Genomic DNA, 20,716 nt, shown 5'->3' with positions numbered 1-20,716 from the left:
TGCTGACAAGCAGTCTCATAAAGTGTGCCCCACTGTACCGCCGGTAACTCGTCATCGAGGAGCGCTGCGCCATGACGTCGTCCGTGTCCGAAACCCATGTGCTCCGCGACACGCTCGGACTGCTCAAGGACCGCGAGCAGGTCGCCGACCGCCTGCTGGAGTCCTCCGCGAAGCACTCCTTCGACCCGGACACGGCCCTCGACTGGGACGCCCCCATCGAGGAGGGCAAGTGGTTCTGGCCGCCGGAGCTCGTCTCGCTCTACGACACCCCGCTGTGGCGGAGGATGCCGGAGGAGCAGCGCATGGACCTGGCCCGGCACGAGGCCGCCTCGCTCGCGTCGCTCGGCATCTGGTTCGAGATCATCCTCATGCAGCTGCTCGTCCGGCACATCTACGACAAGCCGTTGACCAGCGCGCACGTCCGCTATGCGCTCACCGAGATAGCCGACGAGTGCCGCCACTCGAAGATGTTCGCGCGCATGATCCACAAGGGCGGCGCGCCCGCGTACCCGGTGGCCCGGATCCACCACAACCTCGCCCGCGTCCTCAAGACGGTCTCCACGACGCCGGGTTCCTTCGCCTGCACGCTGCTCGGCGAGGAAATCCTGGACTGGATGCAGCGGCTCACCTTTCCCGACGAACGCGTCCAGACGCTGGTGCGCGGGGTCACCCGGATCCACGTGGTGGAGGAGGCGCGGCACGTCCGGTATGCGCGCGAGGAACTGCGCCGCCAGATGATCTCCAGCCCGCGCTGGGAACGGCAGCTGACCCGGATCAGCTCGGGCGAGGCGGCCCGGATCTTCTCGGTCGCCTTCGTCAACCCGCAGGTCTACACGAACGTCGGCCTGGACAGGCGCGAGGCGGTGGCGCAGGTGAAGGCGAGCGGGCACCGCCGCGAGGTGATGCAGACCGGCGCCAAGCGGCTCACCGATTTCCTGGAGGAAATCGGCGTATTGAGGGGCGTCGGCCGCCGCCTGTGGCGCAGCTCAGGGCTCTTGGCCTAGGCCGTTTCGTTTTGGATCATCTGATGTTGGCCCAGCTGTGCCGTTGACTGACGCGCAGGGGGCGCGGATCGAGCCGTTACTGCCGGACCGGACGCCGAAGCGGGGTGGCCGGTGGCGGGATCACCGGGAAGTGATCGATGCGATCGCCTGGAAGTTTCAGACCGGATCGCAGTGGGTCCACCTGCCGCAGAAGTACAGCAACTGGAGGGGCGTCTACAACCGGCTGCGGATGTGGGCCGTGGACGGCACGTGGGAGCGGGTGTTCACGGCGCTGATGGCCCAGGCCGACGCTGACGAGGATCTGGGCCGGGCTGTCTCGGTGGACTCCACGATTGTGTGTGCTCACCAGCACGCCGCCGGGGCCCGTAAAAGGGGGCCCCGGTCGGCGAGCCGGACGACCACGCCATCGGCCGGTCCCGCGGCGGGCTGACCACGAAAGTTCATCTCGCAGCCGACGACAATTGCCGCCCCCTGGCCTTCGTTCTCACCGCCGGACAGGCCGGTGACGCGCCCGCCTTCACGGACGTGATGGCCCGCCTGCGAGTCCCGCGCCGACGCGGACGGCCCCGGACCCGGCCGGACGTGGTCCTAGCCGACAAGGCGTTCGGTCGAGCGGTGCATCAATCGCTTGAAGCAGTGGCGCGGCATCGCCACCCGCTACGAAGGCCGCGGCCATCTACCTGGCCGGGCTCCACATCGCGGGCATCTTCCTCTGGTCCGCGCGGTGATCCAACCCCCGCCGAGCAGGTCCTTCCGCCGAGTGCCACGTCCGGGGGACCCGACGGGAGGGCGAGTGCGGGAGCCTTGTCAGCGGACGACGTCGAAGACGTTCTTCTGCAGGCCGTTGGCGTAGACCTCGTGCTCGACGAGCTTCAGCTTCTGGGTGTCCTTGTCCGTGGCGCTGAAGAGCCGCTTGCCCGCACCGAGCAGGAGCGGGAAGACGAGCAGGTGGTAACGGTCGATCAGGCCGGCGTCCGAAAGGGCCTGGTTCAGGGAGGCGCTCCCGTGGACGATGATGGGGCCGCCCTCGGTCTCCTTCAGTGCGGCGACGTCGTCGAGCGAGCGCAGGATCGTCGTCTCGCCCCAGTTCGACACCAGGTTGTCCTCGGTGAGGGTGGTGGAGACGACGTACTTCGGCATCACCTTGTAGTCGGCGAAGTCCTCCATGTCGGGCCACACCGGGCTGAACGCCTCGTAGCTGGTCCGGCCCATGAGCATCGCGGTGGCTTCCTTCTGCTCCCGGCCCTTGATGTCGAATGCCTCGGGGAGGAAGTCGATGTCCTTGAAGGTCCACCCGGCGTTCCGGTAACCGGGCTCGCCGCCCGGGGCCTCCACGACGCCGTCGAGCGAGATGAAAGCGGTGCTGATCAGGGTACGCATCTAAGGTTCCTCGGTGTCTTGTGTCCGGTTTTCAGCAGATTCGGTCGGTGCACGCTTCGACCAACTCGCGGCTGCAGCGCACCAACCATGATCTCTGACTGCGGATCACGGAGAAACTCATCGGCCGTCGCCCGTCCCTCCCGGTGACCTGGGCCATCCGGATCATCTCGGGGAGCCACACACGTGCCCGACTGCGGGACCACCAGCAGCGCAACAGCGACGAGCGGTGCGTAACCCGCCCCAACCGGTGGCACGGCATCTTGATGTAGTCAGGCTCGGTGATCCAAACGAGACTGCCTTGGCCGCCCGCAACCGGCATCGCGGTCGCGTCGCCGATCAGGGCGGCCCTTCCCGCTGAACGTGGCCCATTGCCGCGATGAAATGGCGTCATCCATCATCAGCAATCCGGCGGTGATCCCTTCAACTCCCTGCAAATCAAGCGCAGTTGCCGATAAACTCGGAAAACCGAGGACTGGAGGGAACGGCGCACGCCGGTAAGCGAGTTTACTTAACGGCTCATCCTTGGATTGTCGCATCATTCGCCGAATGCCTCTTCAGGGTGAAATATGCGCCTCCCGTTGACATGGCGGACGAGCCTAGCGTGGAAGGACGACCCACTCTCGGAGGCGGGGGTCCGGGCCAATTCCCTGCGCATCCCCGCAAGTTGGAGGAAAGCCATGTCCGCCATGCAGCAGAAACCATCGGCACAAGGCCAGCTCGGTTTCCCCTTCCCGCCGATTCCCGGGTTTCCCCCGCTCTTCGGTCCCACCCTCCTGGGCGTCGCGCCCTCCCAAGGAGGGGCGGGGGACATCGTCCTGCTCGTCGGCTTCAACCTGAACAACCCCGTGTCGGTCACCTTCGGAGGTGTTCCGGCCACCGGGGTCACCCCCGTCCTCCCCGGCATCCTCCTCAGCGCGGTGGTGCCTGCGGGTGTGACTCCGGGGCTCGTGGACGCTCAGGTCATCACCTCGAGCGGCGCCAGCAACACGTTCCCCTTCCTCTACACCACCATCACTCTGCCGCCACCGCCGGTCGCGGCCACCATCGCCCCGGCCTCCGGGCCCACCACGGGCGGGACCGCGTTCACCATCACGGGATCCGACCTCACAGGCGCAACGGTCACCATCGGCGGCGTGGCGGCCACGAGCATCAACGTCGACGCCTCGGGCACGGTGCTCACCGGCGTCACCCCGCTTGGTGTGGCCGGGAACCAAACCGTCGTGGTCACCACCCCGGGCGGCACCACGTCGGTGGCCGGCGGCTTCACCTACACCGCACCCGCCGCGCCCATCGTCAGCAGCATCGTGCCGACCACCGGGCCGGTCGCGGGCGGTACGGCGTTCATCATCAACGGAACCAACCTGACCGGCGCGACGGTCACGGTCGGCGGCAACCCGGCCCCTGTCCTCACCATCGACCCCGGAGGGACCCAGCTCGTCGCGACCCTTCCGCCCGGTGCGGTCGGTCCGGCATCCGTCGTGGTCACCACCGCGGGCGGTACCGTCACCGTTCCCGCAGGCATCACCTACGTGTGATCGCAGCCCCCTCAAGGCCAGTGCCCCGGCCGGAGCGACACCTCCTGGTGCCGCGCCCGCACCGGGGCACCGGCACGCCCGCGCCCGGCACGCCCCCCGGCGGACAACGCAGGTTACGGCGCCCCACGGGCGGCGCCGCCGCCACCGGCCGGGGCGGGTCGGCGTGGATCCCGGCCTGCCTCACCGGAGGTGGACCGTTACGCTGCCGGATATGACGCACAGCGACGTCTCGTACCGCAGGATGTCCGTCGAGCAGCGGCGGGCGCAGCTGATCGCCGCCGCGCTCGAGCTGTTCGCGCACGCCGCCCCCGAGGACATCTCGCTGGACGACGTCGCCCACTCCGCCGAGGTCTCGCGGCCGCTCGTCTACCGCTACTTCCCCGGCGGCAAGCAGCAGCTGTACGAGGCCGCGCTGCGCACCGCCGCCGACGACCTCGAGCAGTGCTTCGCCGAGCCGCAGACCGGCCCCCTCACCCGGCGCCTCTCGCGCGCCCTCGACCGCTATCTCGCCTTCGTCGACGAGCACGCCGCGGGCTTCACCGCCCTGCTCCAGGGCGGCAGCGTCGCCGAGACGTCCCGGACGACCGCGATCGTCGACGAGGTGCGGCGGGCGGCCGCGGAACACATCCTGCTCCACATGGAGGTGCGGGCGCCGGGGCCGCGGCTGCGCATGATGGTGCGGATGTGGATCACCGCGGTCGAGGCGGCCTCGCTCATCTGGCTGGACGAGGACCGGCAGCCGCCGGTCCGCGAGCTGCGCGACTGGCTGGTCGACAACTTCGTCGCCCTGCTGACCGCGACCGCCGCGAGCGACCCCCAGACCGCGGAGGTGGCACGCGCCGCGCTGGCGCTGGAGACGGCGGAGGGGCCGGTGGGCGTGCTGGCCCGCCGGGTCGTGCCCGTGGTGAGCGGTGCGGCGCATCTGCTATGACACTGGTGCCGTGAGAAGCGAGCAGACGCCCTTCGTGGGCGGGCCCCTGGACGGCCGGGTGCTGCCGGTGCTGGTGGGCGCGACGGGGCACCCGCCGAAGGTGTACGAGGTCCCGGTACCGGACCCGCTCGGCGGCGAGCCGACGGTCTTCGTCTACCGGCGGGTTCCGGCCGGGTACTCGAAGCGGCTGGGGCTCCAGCGGGGCTGGAGGTACGAGTACGCCCCGGAGGGCAAGCCGGGCCACAGCCTCAAGTGGCCCTGGTCCGGGCGAGGCTGACCGGGACCGACTCCGCTGCGGCGATGCCGGGCCACCGTCCCGTGACATCGCAACACCATGACCGGGCGTCCGGCATGCGGTTCCTGAGACCCCGCCCACCCGCGGCGAACTCTTCAAGAAACAATTAGAGGATCTAACAACCTAGGTGGAACATTGGGCCGCGATACGTCAGGCTGTACGTATGTGGTCGCTCTTCCGCTCATCTCCTCGACCACGAGCGGGCGGCCACAGCCGGGTCCTCTTCAGGATCGGTCAGTTCGTGCCCTTCGCGATCGCACTGCTCGTGGTGGTCATCGAGCTCACACCGATGCACTTCATCTATACGGGCCCCCTCCTCACCGCGACACCGGCGCTGGCCGCGGTGACGATGGGCCCCAAGGGCACGCTCTCGGCAGCGGCTTTCGCGCTGGCCATCAGCGTGACCACCGCCACCTACAACCAGGCGTGGGGTACCCAGCAGGTCTACACCAACTTCCTGGCTGTCCTCGTGGTGTCCGTGGCCAGTTTCACGTTGAGCAGGGCCGTGCAGACGCGCAGGCAGAGCGAGCTCGCCCAGATCCGCCGCATCGCCATGGCGGCCCAGGACGTCCTGCTGCGGCCCGTACCCACCCGGCTGGGCCCGGTCCGAACGGCCAGCATGTACCTCGCGGCTGAGGCGGGTGCGCAAATCGGCGGTGATCTGTACGAGGCGGTGCAGACCCGGTACGGCGTCCGGATGATCGTGGGGGATGTCCGGGGCAAGGGGTTGCCTGCGGTGCGCTCGGCCGCAGCCGTGCTGGGCGCGTTCCGGGAGGCCGCGCACTACGAGGACGACCTGGCGGAGGTCATGAACCACTGCACGGCCGCGCTGCGACGGGCGTCCGCTGTGGTGGAAGGTGTCGATCAGGCTGACGAGGGAGATCAGGCGGAGGACTTCGTCACCGCGCTGGTGGCGCAAGTGCCGGACCGGCACGTCGTCCAAGTGGTCAACTGCGGCCATCCGCCGCCGCTGGTCCTTCGCCACGGCGAGGTACAGGAACTGCTGCCCGCCTCCCCACTGCCACCTCTCGGCCTGGAAGGTCTCTCCTCCGGCGTGTTCCCCAGGGCTGAGAGCTATCCGTTCGCACCCGGTGACCGTCTGCTGCTGCACACCGACGGCGTGATCGAGGCCCGCAATCCCGACCACGAGTTCTTCGCACTGCCGGAGGCGATGAAGGCGCTGCACGCCTTCAGCCCACCGGAGTTTCTGGAACAACTGCACCGGGGATTGGTCCGCCACACCCAGGGCCGCCTGGCGGACGACGCGGCGATGATCCTGGTCGAACGGCTCGGCAAAGAGGCCGGCGAAACACGTCGGCGCAGCTGACGTCCACGGCGGGTCAGCCCAGGTCGAAGGTATTGGGCAACCCCAACCGGTACCGGACCTCGTCGACCCGCTTCAGGGGCGCCGCGTCCACCGCGGGTCAGCCCAGGTCGAAGGTGTTCGGCAACCCCAACCGGTACCGGACCTCGTCGACCCGCTTCAGGGGCGCCGCGTCCACCGCGGGTCAGCCCAGGTCGAACGTGTTCGGCAACCCCAACCGGTACCGGACCTCGTCGACCCGCTTCAGGGGCTCCATCTCCGGCGGCTGGTACAGCGGCCAGATCCGGCAGCGCTCGGCGTCCGAGGCGTCCGCGTCGAGGAGCGCGTTGACCGCCAGTCGCGCCGACTCGTTGGCCCCTTCCATGGTGGCCAGGTCCACATCCGTCTTCACGTAGTCCCCGGCCAGGAAGAAGTTCGGCACGGCGGTCTTCGCCGTCGGCCGGTTGTAGAGGGTGCCGGTGGGGTGGATGAGGAGTTGTTCCCGGTTGCGGGGGTCCGGGCCGCCGAGGCCGGTGACGGCCGGGTCCATGAACCAGCCGAGCCGGTCCTCGTCCTTCAGTACGGCCTCCCCGCCGGTGCCCACGGCATCCTTGAGCTGGGCCCAGAGCTCGGCCACGACCTCCTCGCGGGTGCACTCCCTGGCCGTCTTGCCGTACAGGATCCCGGGCTTGTCCCACTCGGAGATGATCGTGGACAGGCAGTCCGCGGCCCGCCCGTCGCCGTAGTCGGCCGGGAAGTCGCGGACGTCCCAGAACTGGGCCTGGCCGATGGCGGTGACCGACCAGGGCGAGTCCAGGCAGTTGACGTGCCCGTGGACGAGCGGGGTCCGCTTGCGCAGATAGAACTGCACTCCCACCATCCAGTCGGTGCGCAGCGCATCGCACCGCGCCAACTGCGGGTCGGCGGCCCGTAACGGGGCGCCCCAGGTCAGGCGCGCGTGCTCGACGGGCATGGCGGAGACGTAGTGGTCAGCGGTGACGGTACGGGCGTCGGTGCCGTCCGGTGCGCCGACCCGTACGCCGGTGATCCGCCCGTCCCCGTACAGCACCTCGCGCACCTCGGTGCCGAGTACGAACTCGACGCCGAGCAAACGCAGATGGGCCACCCACGGGTCGATCCACGCCTCGCTGGTCGGCGCGTTGAGGACCCGGTCGATGTCCGCGTCGCCGTCCTGACCGCGGCCGAGCATCCCCCACAGCAGCAGGGCCTCGATGATGACGCGGCCCACGGTGCGGGTGGAAGCCTCCTCGGCCCGGGTGGCGACGAGGTTGCGGGTCTGTCCGATGCCGAAGAACCGCTGGTACTCCTCGCTGAAGTCACCGGCCCGGATGAAGTCCCACCAGGGCACTTTCTCCCACTGGTCGTCACGGCGCGCGTCGCAGCTGGTGAGGTGGACGAGAACGCGGTTGGCGAAGTACGCGGCCTCGTGCGCGGGCAGCCCGGTGACCGGGTCGAGGACGGAGAGCAGCTGGTCGCGGATCCATTCGGGGGTGAGGTCGCCGGGGCGGGGCGGGGTGGTGACGCGGCGCAGCGGGAAGTGCAGGTCGGGGCGGCCGGCTTCGCGGGCGAAGAGCGTTTCCGTGCCGCCGCGCAGGTTGTCGCGGACGCCGCCCGGGTTACCGGGGAACGGGATGCGGCGCAGGGTGTCCGGCAGATTCCGGTAGAAGCCGGGGAAGAAGCGGAAGCCGTGCTCGCCGGGGAGCGGTTTGCGGCCGGCGGTGCCGGTGCCGGGGACGTCCATGCTGCGGGCTTTGCCGCCGAGCGCGGTGAGGTACTCGTAGACGGTGACGGCGTAGCCGCGCTCGGCGAGTTCCTGGGCAGCGCTGAGCCCGGACACGCCGCCGCCGAGCACGGCGACGCGCCTGGCGCGGGTGGCGCCGATGGGGCGCCGGGGTGCGGCGGCGGCCGCGGCCGGGGTTGCGGCCGCGCCGAGTGCGACGGCACCGCCGGTGGCGCCGATGTCGGACAGGAACCGGCGTCTTGTTCTGCTGCGCTTCATGGTCCGCCCTCCCCAGTCAGGCCGCCCCCTGACTGCTCGTCAAGTTCTCGCCAGGCTAAGGAGACACGAAACACCTCCGACCGCCAACCCCCCGAGCCGCACAGCACCCTGACAACTCGCGCCTACGGCGCGGATTCATCCCACCCGCCCTACAAGGGCGGGTGGGTGGGAAACCCCGGCGCGGAGCGGCCTCCGCCGACGAGGCGATTGGTTCAGGCCATTGACGCATTGGTCTAGTCCTGCTTCCATGCCACGTGCCGTCAACCCCCCATGACGTGACACCTCGACAAGGAGCAGCCCCCACCATGCGTCTCCGTAAGAGATTCCTCACCGTCGCCCTCGCCGCGACAGCGGCGATCGGCGTCCTCACCCCCATGGCCATGGCCGGACCCGAATCCGGATCCGATGCCGGCACCGGATCCGGCAACGGCGCCCGTACGGAAGCCCGTACGGGCGCCCGCACCCAAGCCGCCGAACTCCCCGAGCACGCCCTCGTCGGCTATCTGCACGCCAGCTTCGCCAACGGCTCCGGCTACACCCGCATGGCCGACGTCCCCGACAGCTGGGACATCATCGACCTCGCCTTCGGCGAGCCCACCTCCTCCACCTCCGGCGACATACGCTTCAGCCTCTGTCCGCAGAGCGAGTGCCCGAACGTCGAGTCCGAGGACGAGTTCAAGGCCGCCATCGCCGCCAAGCAGGCCGCCGGCAAGAAGGTCCTGATCTCCATCGGCGGCCAGAACGGCCAGGTGCAGCTGACCACGGCCGCCGCCCGCGACAAGTTCGTCGAGTCCGTCAGCGCGATCATCGACCGGTACGGGCTCGACGGCCTCGACATCGACTTCGAGGGCCACTCCCTCTCGCTCGACGCCGGCGACACGGACTTCAAGAACCCCAAGACCCCGGTCGTGGTCAACCTGATCTCCGCGCTGAAGTCGCTCAAGGCGAAGTACGGGTCCGGGTTCACCCTGACCATGGCCCCGGAGACGTTCTTCGTCCAGCTCGGGTACCAGTTCTACGGGCCGGGGTCCGGCGGGCAGGACGCGCGCGCCGGGGCGTACCTCCCGGTCATCCACGCTCTGCGGGACGACCTCACCCTCCTGCACGTGCAGGACTACAACTCCGGCCCGATCATGGGCCTCGACGACCAGTACCACACCATGGGCCATGCGGACTTCCACATCGCCATGACCGACATGCTGCTCAGCGGCTTCCCCGTCGCGGGCAACCAGAACAACACCTTCCCGCCCCTCGCACCCTCCCAGGTCGCCATCGGCCTCCCGGCCTCCGGCAACGCGGGCAACGGACACACCCCTCCCGCCGAGGTCAACAAGGCGCTGGACTGCCTGACCAAGAAGACGAACTGCGGCAGCTACGCAACACACGGCACCTGGCCCGCGCTGCGCGGCCTGATGACGTGGTCGATCAACTGGGACAACTTCAACAACCGGGAGTTCTCGAAGAACTTCGACGCGTACTACGGGCGGCGGCCGTAAGGCCTGAAAAAACACGTCGGCCGTAGCACGTGCGGGCGCCGGAGCCCGGCAGAATCGCCGAGCTCCCGGCGGCCCGGCACCCAACGAGTGAGTTCTTTGGTCGGAACCGCCCAGCGCGGTTTGCCGACAATACGACCAGCTCCGAAGATCGTCACGCGCGCGAGGGCGAGCACATTCGCGCGTACCCCGATCAACGGAGGTGACTCGGTGTCAGGACGGTTCGTACGGTCGGTCCGGACGGCGGCGGTGGCCGCGGGCACCGCGCTCGCGGTGGCCGTGCCACCCTCCCCCGCCGTCGTCGCGGTCCCCGCCGACCGGTCGGTGCGCCAGCTGCTGACAGAGCTTCAGACGCTGTACCGGCGTGTGGAGGAGACCAGTGAGGCCTACAACGCCACCGAAGAGCAGCTGGGGCGCCAGCAGAAGCGGGTCCGGCGGCTCGGCGGGCAGCTGGCGCAGGCGCGGGTGCGGCTGGCCGACGGACGCGACGACGCGGGGCGGCTGGCCCGGGAGCAGTACCAGAACTCCGCCGGCACCGTGTCCGCGTATCTGTGGCTGCTGATGAGCCGCAGTCTGCGCGGGGCGCTCGACCAGGGCCACATGATCCAGCGGGCGGCGGAGGAGCGGAACGCCACCGTCATCCGGCTGGCCGGGAACGAGCGGCGGCTCGACGGCCTGGCGACCCGGGCCCGTACGGCGCTCGACAAGCAGCAGACGCTCGCGAAGAAGCGGCTGCGGCAGCGCGAGAAGGTGGAGCGGCAGCTCGACGCGGTGGAGCGCGCGCTCTCGTCGCTCTCCCCGGAGGAGCTGGAGAAGGTCGGGCGGCTGGAGCGGTCCCTGGTCGCCACGGCACAGCGGGCGTTCATGAACTCCGCCGGGCTGCGGGGCGTACGCGACACGCGCCGGCCGTCGCGGGTCGGCGCGCGGGCGATCGAGTACGCCTTCGCGCAGCTCGGCAAGCCGTACGAGTGGGGGGCGGAGGGGCCGAAGGCCTTCGACTGCTCGGGGCTGACCTCGCAGGCGTGGGCGCATGCCGGGCGGCGGATTCCGCGGACGAGCCAGCTGCAGTGGAAGAGGCTGCGGCGGGTGCCGGTGCGGGAGCTGCGGCCGGGGGACCTGGTGGTGTACTACCGGGGCGCGACGCATGTCGCGCTCTACATCGGCAACGGGTACGTGGTGCAGGCGCCTCGGCCCGGCGCGGTGGTGAAGGTTTCGCCGGTCGCGGCGAACCCGCTGCTGGGGGTGGTTCGCCCGGACGACGACGCGAAGCCGCTGGAGCGGTACGCGCGGCCGGAACTGCCGCGGGGCGCCACGGCGGGCAGCGACACGGGCTTCGCCCTCACGGCCCCGGCCTGAGCCGCGCAAGCCGCCACCCGCCCGCCCTGGAAAGGGCGGGCGGGTGGGACCCGGTGCGAAGCGCCGGGCAGGGTCGGTGTCAGGCGCCGTCGGTGTCAGGCGCCGGGCTGGGCGGCCGCCGCCACCTCCCCGAGGTAGCCTTGCGCCTTCTCGGGCTCGTAGAAGAAGTTCTCGAAGTCCTCAGGGTCGTTGAAGCCGTTGGCGAAGCGGTCGGCGACCGGCTGGAGCTGGCCCGCCGCGCCGATGAGGTTCAGCACATGCTCCGGCGGCGGCCCCAGCATCGCGTTCGTCCACTTCGTGACGTACTGGGCCGTCTTCCAGTACCGGTCGAACGTGGCCTGCATCCACGCCTCGTCGAACGGCTCGTCCCCGCGCTCGAGGATCGAGGCGAGGTAGGACGCCGCGCACTTGGACGCGGAGTTCGAGCCCTGGCCCGTGATCGGGTCGTTGGCGACGACCACGTCCGCCACGCCCAGCACGACCCCGCCGCCCGGCAGCCGCCCGATCGGATTGCGGACCGTCGGCGCGTAACGCCCGGCCAGCGTCCCGTTCTCGTCCGTCAGCTCCACCTTCGTGGCGCGCGCGTACTCCCAGGGCGTGAACTTCTCCATCAGTTCCAGGGTCAGCGCGAGGTGCTCGTTCGGGTCCTTGACGCCCTGGAAGGCGTCCAGCGGGCCGCCGGGGATGCCCTCGAAGAAGAGGATGTCGGCCCGGCCGGACGTGGTCAGCGTCGGCATGACGAAGAGCTCGCCGACCCCGGGCACGAGGTTGCAGCGGACCGCGTCGTAGTCGGGGTGCTCGGGGCGCGGCCCGAGCCCGTGCACATAGGAGACGGCGAGCGCGCGCTGCGGGGCGTCGTACGGCGAACGGGACGCGTCCCGGCCGAACATCGACACCAGCTCGCCCTTGCCCGCCGAGACCAGCACCAAGTCGTACTTCCGGGCGAAGAAGTCCAGGTCGGAGACTGCCGCGCCGTGGATGACGAGCTGCCCGCCGCGCTGCGCGAAGGTCTCCATCCAGCCCGCCATCTTCACCCGCTGGTCGACGGACTGGGCGTAGCCGTCCAGCTTTCCGACCCAGTCGATGACCCTCTGGGACTCGGGGCCCGCGACGGAGACGCCGAGGCCCTCGATGTTCGGCGCCTGGCTCTCCCAGAAGTTGATCTCCAGATCGCGCTCGTGCTGGAGGGCGGTGTGGAACATGCACTGGGTGGACATGACCCGCCCGGCTCGTATCTCGTCGGCCGTGCGGTTCGACATCAGGGTGACCTCGTAGCCGTGCGACTGCAGGCCGAGGGCGATCTGGAGACCGGACTGGCCGGCTCCCACGACGAGTATCTTCCGCATGACTGGGTCTTCTCTCTCAGTTGGTGCGTGGGGCGGGCCCCGGGGGGCGCACGGGGAAGGGCGACGGAAGGCGGCCCGGCGCGGCTGGGCGGGCCGGGCCTGAGGCTACGTCACTCAGGTGTCAGGTCAAGGGCGTGGCCGACGAGGGCCAGCAGCGACTCGACCACCGTGATCCGCTTCCGCGCGTCCATGATGACGACGGGCACCCGCGGCGGTACGGACAGGGCGTCGCGTACGTCCTCGGCCGCGTACTCCGGCGTCCCCTCGAAGTGGTTGACCGCCACGACGTACGGCAGCCCGCAGCTCTCGAAGTAGTCGAGGGCGGGGAAGCAGTCCGGCAGCCGCCGCGTGTCGGCCATGACGACCGCCCCGATCGCGCCGCGCACCAGGTCGTCCCACATGAACCAGAAGCGCTGCTGGCCGGGCGTGCCGAAGAGATAGAGGACGAGGTCCGAATCGAGCGTGATCCGGCCGAAGTCCATGGCGACCGTCGTCGTGGTCTTCTCCGGGGTCGCCGCGTTGTCGTCGACGTCCTCGGCGGCCTGGGTCATCAGCGCCTCGGTGGTGAGGGGCGTGATCTCCGAGACCGAGCCGACGAAGGTCGTCTTGCCGACGCCGAAGCCGCCCGCGACGACGATCTTCGTGGCTATCGGTGCGCGCGTACGGTCCGTCTGCCAGGTCTGCAGGCCGCCGTGTTCCGCTTCGGCGGCAACCTCTTCCTCGGCGATGTCCTTGTCCTTGATACGGCCCCCGGCGCCGGGCCCCGTCCCGGCGTCCTTGGTGACCGTGTCAGAGCCTGCGAAGTCCACCCAGCACCCTTTCCAGCAGCGCGCGTTCGGGGCGGCCGGCGCCGTGGCCGGTACCGTAGACGCGGATCTTTCCCTGGTCGGCCAAGTCGCTGAGCAGCACGCGGACGACGCCCAGCGGCATGTTCAGCAGCGCGGATATCTCCGCGACCGTGCGTATGCGGCGGCACAGTTCGACGATCGCCCGCATCTCCGGCATCACGCGTTCCGCCCACGCCCCGGAGGTCAGCTCGCGCCGCTCGTCCGGGCCGTCGAGCGCCGCGACGAACGTCTCGACGAGGAGGACGTGCCCGAAGCGGGTACGGCCACCGGTGAGCGAGTACGGGCGTACGCGCGCAGGTTTCTTGTTCAGCGCGTCGCGGTCCGTGACGCGCTGCGGCAGCTGGGGCGAGGAGCTCACTGGTGCCTCTCCATGGACTTGCGGAGTTCACTGCGGAGTTCGGGGGTGAGGACGTGGCCGGCCCGGCCGACGAACAGGGCCATGTGGTACGCGACGACGTTCATGTCGCAGTCCGGGGTGGCGTGCACACCCAGGAGCGAGCCGTCGCTGATGGACATGACGAAGAGGCTGCCTTCGTCCATGGCCACCATGGTCTGCTTGACCACGCCCGCGGACATGAGCTTGGCGGCACCGGTGGTGAGGGCGGCGAGCCCGGAGACGATGGTGGCGAGGTCGGCGGACGAGCCCTTGGGGCCGTCGTCCCCGGGGCCGCCGGCCGGGGCGGCTTGGGGCTGTTCCAGGGGCTTACCGTGGCCCGAACCGGCTCTCGTACGGACCGCCTCGGCGTCCGAGGAGAGCAGCAGGAGCCCGTCGGAGGACACGACGGCGACGGAGCGGACGCCGGGCACCTCGTCGACCAGGTTGCTCAGCAGCCAGGCCAGGTTGCGGGCCTCGGTGCTCAGTCCGTACGGCGGGGCGGTCGTGCTGTGGGGGTCAGGGCCGGGCTTGGTAAACGCGTTCAACCGCGTGCCTCCTCGACTGTGCCAGTCTCGTCCAGCGCCCCCGTCTGGTGTTCTCCGGTACGTTCTGCGGATGGTGCGGATGGTGCGGAATCTTCTGCGGCGTTCTCCTGCGGCTGCTGCACGGTGTCTTCCCGCCCGGCGAATTCCATTTCGGCGTCACGGCGGCCGTCGCGGGCTCCCTGCTGGAATCGGCCGAGCCTGCGGCGCAGCTCCTCGGCGTTGACGGGCGCGGATCGCTCGCGCGCGGGCGCGGTGGGTGCGACGTTCTTCGGCGTCCGCTTGGGCAGCCCCTTGTCGGTGACCCGATCCCACCGGGGAGCGGCGTCGTCCTGTGCGGGCTGCGCGGCGTCGGCGGCGGCTGGGGTGGCTTCAGGCAGCGCGGTGGCTCCGGTCCCGTGGACGGTGGCACCGTCGGGGTAATCGGCAGCGGGCGGCTGCCGCAGATCCTGCGTCGCCTGATCGACGCCTATGGCGCCTGTGGCGGTGGCGCCTATGGCGTTGGCCTCGTCCTCCGCGTGAGCGTGCTCGTCGGGCCCTATGGCATACGGCCCACCAGCAGCGGGCGCGACGGGCGCCTCGGGCCGCAACGCGGCGGGCCCACCCTGCTCCGGCACGGCGGGGAACGACTCCCCGGCCGCCCCGAGCGGCGAGGCCGCGGTCTCGTCCGAGGCGCCGAGCGCATCCGCGCCTGCGGACGCGTCGCCCGCGTCGGCGGGGGCAACCGGCTGCTCCGGCAGCACCGCTTGCGGCTCGGCGGGAGCCTCCTGCTCCCCAGCCGGGGCATCGAGAACGTCCACGCTCGGCGCCAACGGGCCCTCGTCCGGCACTGAGCCGGGTTCGTCCCCGGGCGTCCCGGGCGGCGCGGCCGCGACCTCGTCCGCGGCGGCGGACTCAACGGCGTCTGCGTACTCGCCGTCGGCCTCCGCACGGGCAACCGACCGCTCCGGCAGCGCGGCGTCCGGCTCAGCAACCGGCTCGTCGGGCGGCGACGGCAGCGGGAAGGTCGCCGTTGCGTCCGTCCCGTCCGTCGCGGCCGCTGCGATCGTCTCGTCCGCAAGCGCAGCGTTCACCGGCTCGGCCGCGGCGGGCGGCTCGCCCTCCGTCGCCTCCTCCGTCGCCTCCTCCGCCGCAATGGCCCGTTCCGCCGCGGCCACCAGCGGGTCCGCCGCCAGGGCGGCGTCCATGGGGGCGGCCTCAGGTGAGGCGCCATCGGCCGGGGTACCGTCCGTCAGCGGCTGCGGGCCCCGCAGAGCCGGGGTGCGAGTCGGGAGCGCGTTGGAGTTGGCCTCCGCCACCGAGCCCGGGAAGTTCACCGCCGGCTTGCCGGGCGCAGCCGTCGTCGCGCCCGGCCCGCCCGCTCCCGCCGGGGCCGGGCGGGTCGGCAGGATCGACTTCGGGAGGACCGCGACGGCCGCGACGCCGCCCGACTTCTGCGCGCGCAGCTGCACCCGTACGCCGTGCCGCGCAGCCAACCGCGCCACCACGTACAGCCCGAGCCCCAGCGCGTCGTCGTCCTCGTCCTCCGACGCGAGGTCCGGGTCCGTCTCCGCCAGGCGGGAGTTCAGCTCCTCCAGCCGCTCCGATGTCATGCCGATGCCCTCGTCCTGGACGGAGAGCATGATCTCGCCGCTCTGCAGCAGCCACCCGGACAGCTCGACGTTCGCGTCCGGCGGCGAGAACGCCGTGGCGTTCTCCAGCAGTTCCGCGACCAGGTGGCTCATCGCGTCCGCCGCGAACCCCGCGACCTGGGCGTGCCCCGGAAGCGAGTGGATCTCCACGCGCTCGTAGCGCTCGATCTCGCTGACCGCGGCGCGCAGCACGTCCAGCAGCGGCACCGGCGCCCCGCCGTGCGCGCCACCGCCCCCGTGCCCGCCGCCGTGCCAGCCGCCATGTTCTGCGCCCGCGAGGACGAGCAGGTTCTCGCTGTAACGCCGCATCCGCGTCGCGAGGTGGTCGAGCTTGAAGAGCGTGTCGAGGCGCTCCGGTTCCTGCTCGCGGTCCTCGAGCCCCTCGATGACACTGAGCTGCCGCTCGACGAGCCCGAGGGTGCGCAGCGCGAGGCTGATGTAGCTGCCGTGCACCCGGTCCTGGACGCCCGCGAGTCGATCGGCGATCTCCTCCTGCTTGCGCTGCAGTTCGTCGCGCTCCTCCGCGAGCCGGGTCCGCTCCCCGATGAGCCGGGTCCGGTCGTCGCCGAGCTGCTCCGCGCGCGTGTGGAGCCGTACGGCCGTCTGGTGGAGCTCGTTGACGGCCCGTACGACGTCCGCGAACTCGTCGTTCCGCCCGGTGAAGCGGACCGGCTCCTCCGCGGCCGGATCGTCGGCGACCCGCCGCGCCCCGAGCCGCAGCACGGCCAGCGGCCGGGTCATGGAACGGGCGGCCGAGATGCAGATGCCGACGGCGAGCAGCAGACAGACCACGGACAGCGCGATCCGCAGCTCAAGTGCGGTGACATCGTCGTCACGAAGCGCGGCGAGACGGTCGGTCTCGGCCGTGGTGAGGGCCGACTCGACGGCCCGCATACGGTCGAGCCGGCCGGACAGCGCCGCCTCGACACGGTCCTTGTTGAGCGCGACGTCCTGGGCCGAGAGCTGCGGCTGGTCGGTGAGCCGGGTGAGGTACCGCTCCGCGGTACCCGCCTCGGTGCCGTTGACGGTGTTCGCGTAGCGGTCGGTGGCCGCCTCGGGGGCGGTCTGCTCGAAGTCGGCGAGGGCCGCCTGCTCCTGTACGTGCGTGCGCTGCGCCACCGCGGAGAGCTGCGACCGGCTGCTGCGACCGGAGAACGCGCCAAGGAGCAGCCCGCGCGTGGCAGAGCCCTGCTCGACGGCGCGGCCGAGCGCGGGCAGCGACTCGGCGGGTCCGTCGGAGGCGCGCGGCGGAATGAGCCGCGCCAGGTCGGCGGAGACGGCGTGCAGCGCCTGGACCGCTTCCGTGTACGCCTCGAAGGTGTCCATGGCGTTGCCCCGCCCGGACAGCGCCTCCTGACGGACCTTCGGCAGCCCGGCGAGCACCCGGCGCAGCTCGGCCGGTGCGTCGCCGCGGATTTCGGAGATCTTCCGGTCGACGCGGGTGCGGCGGCTCTCGGACACGCTCTTGGCGCCGGAGGCGGGGTTACGTCCCGCGGCGACGAACTCGGTCATCGTGTCGCGCTCGTCGGCCAGCGAATGGGCCAGGACGACCGCCTGCCCGTTCACCTCGGACAGCGAGACGAGCCGCTGGGACTCCGCCAGGTCGGCCGATGCCGCGGCGACACCCGGCGCCGCGGCGGAGAGGACGGCGACGGCCACGACGGCCACCGCCACCACGAGCCGGTTGCGTACCAGCGCGGTCCGCTGCGGAGGCGGAGGTGGAGGCGTCGGTGATGCCGAGCCGTCCGAGGCGCCGCCCGCAGGCTTCGCCGACCTACGCTTGATGCCCCGAGGCCGCAAGTTCCGCACCGGTGCTCACAATCCGTTTCTCGTCTGCCATGGCCGAGGTGACAACACATTCACTCGTGCCAGCCGCGTCGCGGAGCGCCGACGAGCACCCACCCCCACCCTTCGGTACGAAACAGACCATTCCAGTACCGGTCTGGGCAGGGTGCCCCTCGCTCGCCTGGCCACCTGAACGAGTGAACATCACTCCGGAGTTGGCAAACAACTCTTGATTCTGGGGCGCCGACGTGTTCCCCCGCAGGCCGGTTGGAAAACCTCCCGGGGGCCTGGAAGGATGCGCGCCCACAGCTGACCGGACTCGGCGAATCCGGGGAATTTCCCGACAGCCGGGACACCGGCCCGGCAGGCTCGTTCGCAGGTCACGGCCCGTACGAGCGAGACCACCTACGACCACCCGCGACCACCCGGAGATCACCGGGAGGTCACCGAGCCCTCCGGCAGACTGACCGCATGCGCATCGATCTCACCACCGAGCCCGGCGACCCCCAACGCCCCAACGAGGACTACGTTTCGGTGGCTCTACCAGCGTCGGGGCGTGGCGGCGCGCTCGTCCTCCTCGACGGCGTGACGCCGCCTGAGGGCGACACGGGATGCGTCCACGGAGTGCCGTGGTTCACCGCGCGGCTCGGCGGCACGATGCTTGAACTGTCCGGTTCGCGGCGGGATATGCCCCTGGCAAACTGCCTCGCCGAGTCCATCCGCCGCACCGCGGATGCCCATCGGATGACCTGTGACCTTTCTCACGTCCTCACGCCCCAGGCGACCGTCGTCGCGGGGCGCTGGGACGACGCGGGCGACGACGCGGTCGTCGAGCATCTGGTCCTCTCCGACTCCGTGCTGCTCATGGAAGGCACGGACGGCCGGGTCACCGCGATCCTCGACGACCGCATCGACCGACTCCGCGCCGCAGGCCACCTCGTCGCGCCGCTGCGCAACGTCGAAGGCGGTTTCTTCACCGCGGCCGCCGACCCGGACGCCGCACAGCGCGCGGTCACCGGCACCACCCCGCGTACGGCCGTACGCGCCCTGGCTGCGCTGACGGACGGCGCCGCGCGGTGGGTCGAGGTCTTCCATGAGGGCGACTGGGCGGACTGCCTCGCCCTCCTCCGCAAGGAGGGCACGCAGTCCCTGGTCGAGCGGGTCAGGGCGGCCGAGGCGGCGGACCCCGGCCGCACGGCCTTCCGCCGCGGCAAGCCCCGCGACGACAAGGCGGCCCTTTTCGCCGAACTCTGACTCGTGGCCCCTCACTTGCGCACCTGCCGGTGGCGGGGGCACTGGCAGGGCGGATAGGTACCGGGATTGTGCAGCACCTCGCAGGGGTCGTCGGCGCGCACGACGACGGTACGGACGGGGGTCCGCTCGCCGGTGGGGGCGAGCCGGTAGACGCGCAGCGTCATCAGATGCGGGGGCGTTTCTCGCTTCATGCCGCTAACGATCACGACGCGCACCTAGCGTGCCTAGTAGTGGTGCGATTACAAGGAGTTGCTGTCTCCGGCGCCGTGCTGCCCGTCTCCGGGCGGCCACGCACATGGCACATGGGGAGGGAAAATGGGGACGAGCGAGAGCTACGAGTCGGCGTCGGTAACCGTCCACGTCTTCGGCAACCAGTTGAAGCTCTTCCGCGAACTGGCGGGCCTGACCCGGGAGGAAACCGGCCAACAGCTCGGCTACGCCCCGGACACCATCAAGGCGTACGAGCTGGCGCGGCGCATCCCGGACGAGAAGACGGTGGAGAAGGCGGACGAGGTGCTAGGGGCACGGGGCGTGCTGAAGGCGGCGATTCCGGCGCTGGAAGAGGCGCGGTTCCCTACGTTTCTGCGGGACCTGGCCAGGTTCGAGGCGAAGGCGGTGAGCCTCTACACGTACGATCCGCTGGCCGTCCCCGGGCTGTTGCAGACCGAAGATTACGCCCGGGCAGTCATCGGAGCGCGCGTCCCGACTCTTCCAGAAGAGGAAGTCGAGCGCCGAGTCGGCACCCGGTTGGACCGGCAGGCGGTACTCACCCGGGAAGAGCCGCCGGTGGTCAACTTCGTCATCGAGCAGTCGGCCCTGGAACGCCCCATCGGCGGACAGAGCGTGCACCGCGCGCAGTTGGAACAACTGCTGGAGCGTGGACGACTGCGCAATGTCTCCGTCCAGATCATGCCGACGACGGTCGAGGAGCACCCAGGCCTCGACGGCTTCCTGATCCTGTTGGAGACGCCCGAGCGGCGCATGCTGGGCTACGTCGAGGGACAGGCCAACAGCCAGCTCGTTTCTGACCGGAAGAAGGTCAGCGGCCTGAAGCAGCGGTATGACATGATCCGAACACAAGCCCTATCCACCAGGGAATCGACGCAATTCATCAAGGAGTTGGCGGGGTAGCGATGGACAGCGGACTGGCCTGGTTCAAGAGCAGCTACAGCGGCAACGAGGGCGGGGCCTGCGTCGAGGTCGCGACCTGCCCCGGCACCGTTCACGTCCGGGACTCCAAGGACAAGTCCGGCCCCACCCTCGCCTTCTCCCCCATCGCCTGGGCGGAGTTCATAGCCACACTGCGCCCCGCCGGGCTGGACTGAGCCCGGCGGGCCGCAGGCGCTATCGGCTCAGCGTCAGCGCTCAGCAGTGGTTGGGCACGCCCGCGTGCGCGTCGCCCTGCCCGCATCGCCGGTGGCCTGCTCGCCATCGCCGCTGTCGCCGGAATGACCGCCGCCACGGACGGCGTGCCGTAGTGGCCGTGCGCTGAAGGACCGTTGAGGCACCGCCCCTGTCAACTTCCGTCGCTTCGTACCGAGACTTGCGGGTACTGCGCGGCCGTGCCGCACCCGGCCACCATGGCGGTGTCACGGCAGATACGGGCGCATGAACGGG

General features: G+C 70.6%; 17 protein-coding genes and 2 pseudogenes. 11 read left to right on the top strand and 8 right to left on the bottom strand.

The features are described from left to right. Nucleotides 1-71: 71 nt before the first annotated feature. Both ACTWQC_RS16480 and ACTWQC_RS16475 read left to right on the top strand, forming a co-directional pair. Nucleotides 72-1,004 (top strand): AurF N-oxygenase family protein, encoded by a 933-nt coding sequence (locus ACTWQC_RS16480; protein ID WP_443316438.1) that lies wholly within the window; start codon nt 72-74, stop codon nt 1,002-1,004. Between the two features lie 37 nt (nt 1,005-1,041). Beyond that, nucleotides 1,042-1,732, top strand: a pseudogene (locus ACTWQC_RS16475) (IS5 family transposase). Nucleotides 1,733-1,811: 79 nt separating this feature from the next. On the opposite strand, the gene ACTWQC_RS16470 reads toward ACTWQC_RS16475, so the two are convergent. Next, on the bottom strand, nt 1,812-2,384 hold the full coding sequence (locus ACTWQC_RS16470; RefSeq protein WP_443316437.1) for a dihydrofolate reductase family protein: 573 nt from the start codon (nt 2,382-2,384) through the stop codon (nt 1,812-1,814). 677 nt (nt 2,385-3,061) lie between these two features. Here ACTWQC_RS16470 and ACTWQC_RS16465 point away from each other — a divergent pair. From ACTWQC_RS16465 to ACTWQC_RS16450, 4 genes are all read left to right on the top strand, one after another. Further along, nucleotides 3,062-3,919 carry an IPT/TIG domain-containing protein gene (locus ACTWQC_RS16465; RefSeq protein WP_443316436.1) on the top strand — a complete coding sequence of 286 codons (858 nt, stop codon included), beginning with the start codon at nt 3,062-3,064 and terminating at the stop codon, nt 3,917-3,919. Nucleotides 3,920-4,130: 211 nt separating this feature from the next. Then, the gene (locus ACTWQC_RS16460) at nt 4,131-4,850 is read left to right on the top strand and encodes a TetR/AcrR family transcriptional regulator (protein ID WP_443316435.1); all 720 of its coding nucleotides are present in this window, start codon (nt 4,131-4,133) and stop codon (nt 4,848-4,850) included. Nucleotides 4,851-4,860: 10 nt separating this feature from the next. After that, a complete protein-coding gene (locus ACTWQC_RS16455) occupies nt 4,861-5,127 on the top strand; it encodes a hypothetical protein (RefSeq protein ID WP_443316434.1) in 267 nt (88 codons plus the stop codon). Nucleotides 5,128-5,386: 259 nt separating this feature from the next. Further along, the gene (locus tag ACTWQC_RS16450) at nt 5,387-6,472 is read left to right on the top strand and encodes a PP2C family protein-serine/threonine phosphatase (protein ID WP_443316433.1); all 1,086 of its coding nucleotides are present in this window, start codon (nt 5,387-5,389) and stop codon (nt 6,470-6,472) included. Between the two features lie 181 nt (nt 6,473-6,653). Here ACTWQC_RS16450 and ACTWQC_RS16445 read toward each other — a convergent pair whose 3' ends face one another. Further along, entirely contained in the window at nt 6,654-8,468 is a 1,815-nt protein-coding gene (locus ACTWQC_RS16445) for a hydroxysqualene dehydroxylase (protein WP_443316432.1), read from the bottom strand. Between the two features lie 476 nt (nt 8,469-8,944). Here ACTWQC_RS16445 and ACTWQC_RS16440 point away from each other — a divergent pair. Both ACTWQC_RS16440 and ACTWQC_RS16435 read left to right on the top strand, forming a co-directional pair. Further along, a pseudogene (locus ACTWQC_RS16440) lies at nt 8,945-9,964 on the top strand (chitinase); the annotation flags it as partial. Nucleotides 9,965-10,171: 207 nt separating this feature from the next. After that, complete coding sequence (locus ACTWQC_RS16435; protein ID WP_443316431.1) at nt 10,172-11,317, top strand: NlpC/P60 family protein; 1,146 nt, start codon at nt 10,172-10,174, stop codon at nt 11,315-11,317. Nucleotides 11,318-11,412: 95 nt separating this feature from the next. On the opposite strand, the gene ACTWQC_RS16430 is transcribed toward ACTWQC_RS16435, so the two are convergent. The 5 genes from ACTWQC_RS16430 to ACTWQC_RS16410 form a co-directional block, all read right to left on the bottom strand. Further along, the gene (locus ACTWQC_RS16430; RefSeq protein ID WP_443316430.1) at nt 11,413-12,663 is read right to left on the bottom strand and encodes a styrene monooxygenase/indole monooxygenase family protein; all 1,251 of its coding nucleotides are present in this window, start codon (nt 12,661-12,663) and stop codon (nt 11,413-11,415) included. A 110-nt stretch (nt 12,664-12,773) separates the two neighbouring features. After that, nucleotides 12,774-13,391 carry a GTP-binding protein gene (locus tag ACTWQC_RS16425; protein WP_443316575.1) on the bottom strand — a complete coding sequence of 206 codons (618 nt, stop codon included), beginning with the start codon at nt 13,389-13,391 and terminating at the stop codon, nt 12,774-12,776. A gap of 61 nt (nt 13,392-13,452) precedes the next feature. Further along, complete coding sequence (locus tag ACTWQC_RS16420) at nt 13,453-13,869, bottom strand: DUF742 domain-containing protein (RefSeq protein WP_443316429.1); 417 nt, start codon at nt 13,867-13,869, stop codon at nt 13,453-13,455. Continuing rightward, the gene (locus ACTWQC_RS16415; RefSeq protein WP_443316428.1) at nt 13,866-14,432 is read right to left on the bottom strand and encodes a roadblock/LC7 domain-containing protein; all 567 of its coding nucleotides are present in this window, start codon (nt 14,430-14,432) and stop codon (nt 13,866-13,868) included. The genes ACTWQC_RS16420 and ACTWQC_RS16415 overlap by 4 nt, the downstream gene beginning before the upstream one ends. After that, entirely contained in the window at nt 14,429-17,737 is a 3,309-nt protein-coding gene (locus ACTWQC_RS16410; protein WP_443316427.1) for a nitrate- and nitrite sensing domain-containing protein, read from the bottom strand. The genes ACTWQC_RS16415 and ACTWQC_RS16410 overlap by 4 nt, the downstream gene beginning before the upstream one ends. Before the next feature lie 579 nt (nt 17,738-18,316). On the opposite strand from ACTWQC_RS16410, the gene ACTWQC_RS16405 reads away from it, so the two are divergent. Continuing rightward, nucleotides 18,317-19,099 carry a hypothetical protein gene (locus ACTWQC_RS16405; RefSeq protein ID WP_443316426.1) on the top strand — a complete coding sequence of 261 codons (783 nt, stop codon included), beginning with the start codon at nt 18,317-18,319 and terminating at the stop codon, nt 19,097-19,099. An 11-nt stretch (nt 19,100-19,110) separates the two neighbouring features. Here the strand turns inward: ACTWQC_RS16405 and ACTWQC_RS16400 are convergent, their stop codons facing one another. Beyond that, the gene (locus ACTWQC_RS16400) at nt 19,111-19,290 is read right to left on the bottom strand and encodes a hypothetical protein (protein WP_443316425.1); all 180 of its coding nucleotides are present in this window, start codon (nt 19,288-19,290) and stop codon (nt 19,111-19,113) included. Nucleotides 19,291-19,414: 124 nt separating this feature from the next. On the opposite strand from ACTWQC_RS16400, the gene ACTWQC_RS16395 reads away from it, so the two are divergent. Further along, nucleotides 19,415-20,230: a helix-turn-helix domain-containing protein gene (locus ACTWQC_RS16395; protein WP_443316424.1), complete on the top strand. Its 816-nt coding sequence runs from the start codon at nt 19,415-19,417 to the stop codon at nt 20,228-20,230. 2 nt (nt 20,231-20,232) lie between these two features. After that, nucleotides 20,233-20,424 carry a DUF397 domain-containing protein gene (locus ACTWQC_RS16390; RefSeq protein WP_443316423.1) on the top strand — a complete coding sequence of 64 codons (192 nt, stop codon included), beginning with the start codon at nt 20,233-20,235 and terminating at the stop codon, nt 20,422-20,424. The last annotated feature ends 292 nt before the right edge of the window (nt 20,425-20,716 follow it).

Origin of the sequence: Streptomyces sp. 8N616, assembly GCF_052246385.1 — a bacterium.
Classification (GTDB): Bacteria; Actinomycetota; Actinomycetes; order Streptomycetales; family Streptomycetaceae; genus Streptomyces.
The sequence above is the reverse complement of the archived record's forward strand: the minus strand, read 5'-3'. Positions and strand labels throughout refer to the sequence as shown.

What these genes read in the sequence shown, in the direction of transcription:
- ACTWQC_RS16395 (WP_443316424.1), top strand. Translation starts at nt 19,415, where the DNA reads ATGGGGACGAGCGAGAGCTACGAGTCGGCGTCGGTAACCGTCCACGTC.
- ACTWQC_RS16430 (WP_443316430.1), bottom strand. Translation starts at nt 12,663, where the DNA reads ATGCGGAAGATACTCGTCGTGGGAGCCGGCCAGTCCGGTCTCCAGATC.
- ACTWQC_RS16470 (WP_443316437.1), bottom strand. Translation starts at nt 2,384, where the DNA reads ATGCGTACCCTGATCAGCACCGCTTTCATCTCGCTCGACGGCGTCGTG.
- ACTWQC_RS16405 (WP_443316426.1), top strand. Translation starts at nt 18,317, where the DNA reads ATGCGCATCGATCTCACCACCGAGCCCGGCGACCCCCAACGCCCCAAC.
- ACTWQC_RS16390 (WP_443316423.1), top strand. Translation starts at nt 20,233, where the DNA reads ATGGACAGCGGACTGGCCTGGTTCAAGAGCAGCTACAGCGGCAACGAG.
- ACTWQC_RS16480 (WP_443316438.1), top strand. Translation starts at nt 72, where the DNA reads ATGACGTCGTCCGTGTCCGAAACCCATGTGCTCCGCGACACGCTCGGA.
- ACTWQC_RS16460 (WP_443316435.1), top strand. Translation starts at nt 4,131, where the DNA reads ATGACGCACAGCGACGTCTCGTACCGCAGGATGTCCGTCGAGCAGCGG.
- ACTWQC_RS16465 (WP_443316436.1), top strand. Translation starts at nt 3,062, where the DNA reads ATGTCCGCCATGCAGCAGAAACCATCGGCACAAGGCCAGCTCGGTTTC.
- ACTWQC_RS16400 (WP_443316425.1), bottom strand. Translation starts at nt 19,290, where the DNA reads ATGAAGCGAGAAACGCCCCCGCATCTGATGACGCTGCGCGTCTACCGG.
- ACTWQC_RS16445 (WP_443316432.1), bottom strand. Translation starts at nt 8,468, where the DNA reads ATGAAGCGCAGCAGAACAAGACGCCGGTTCCTGTCCGACATCGGCGCC.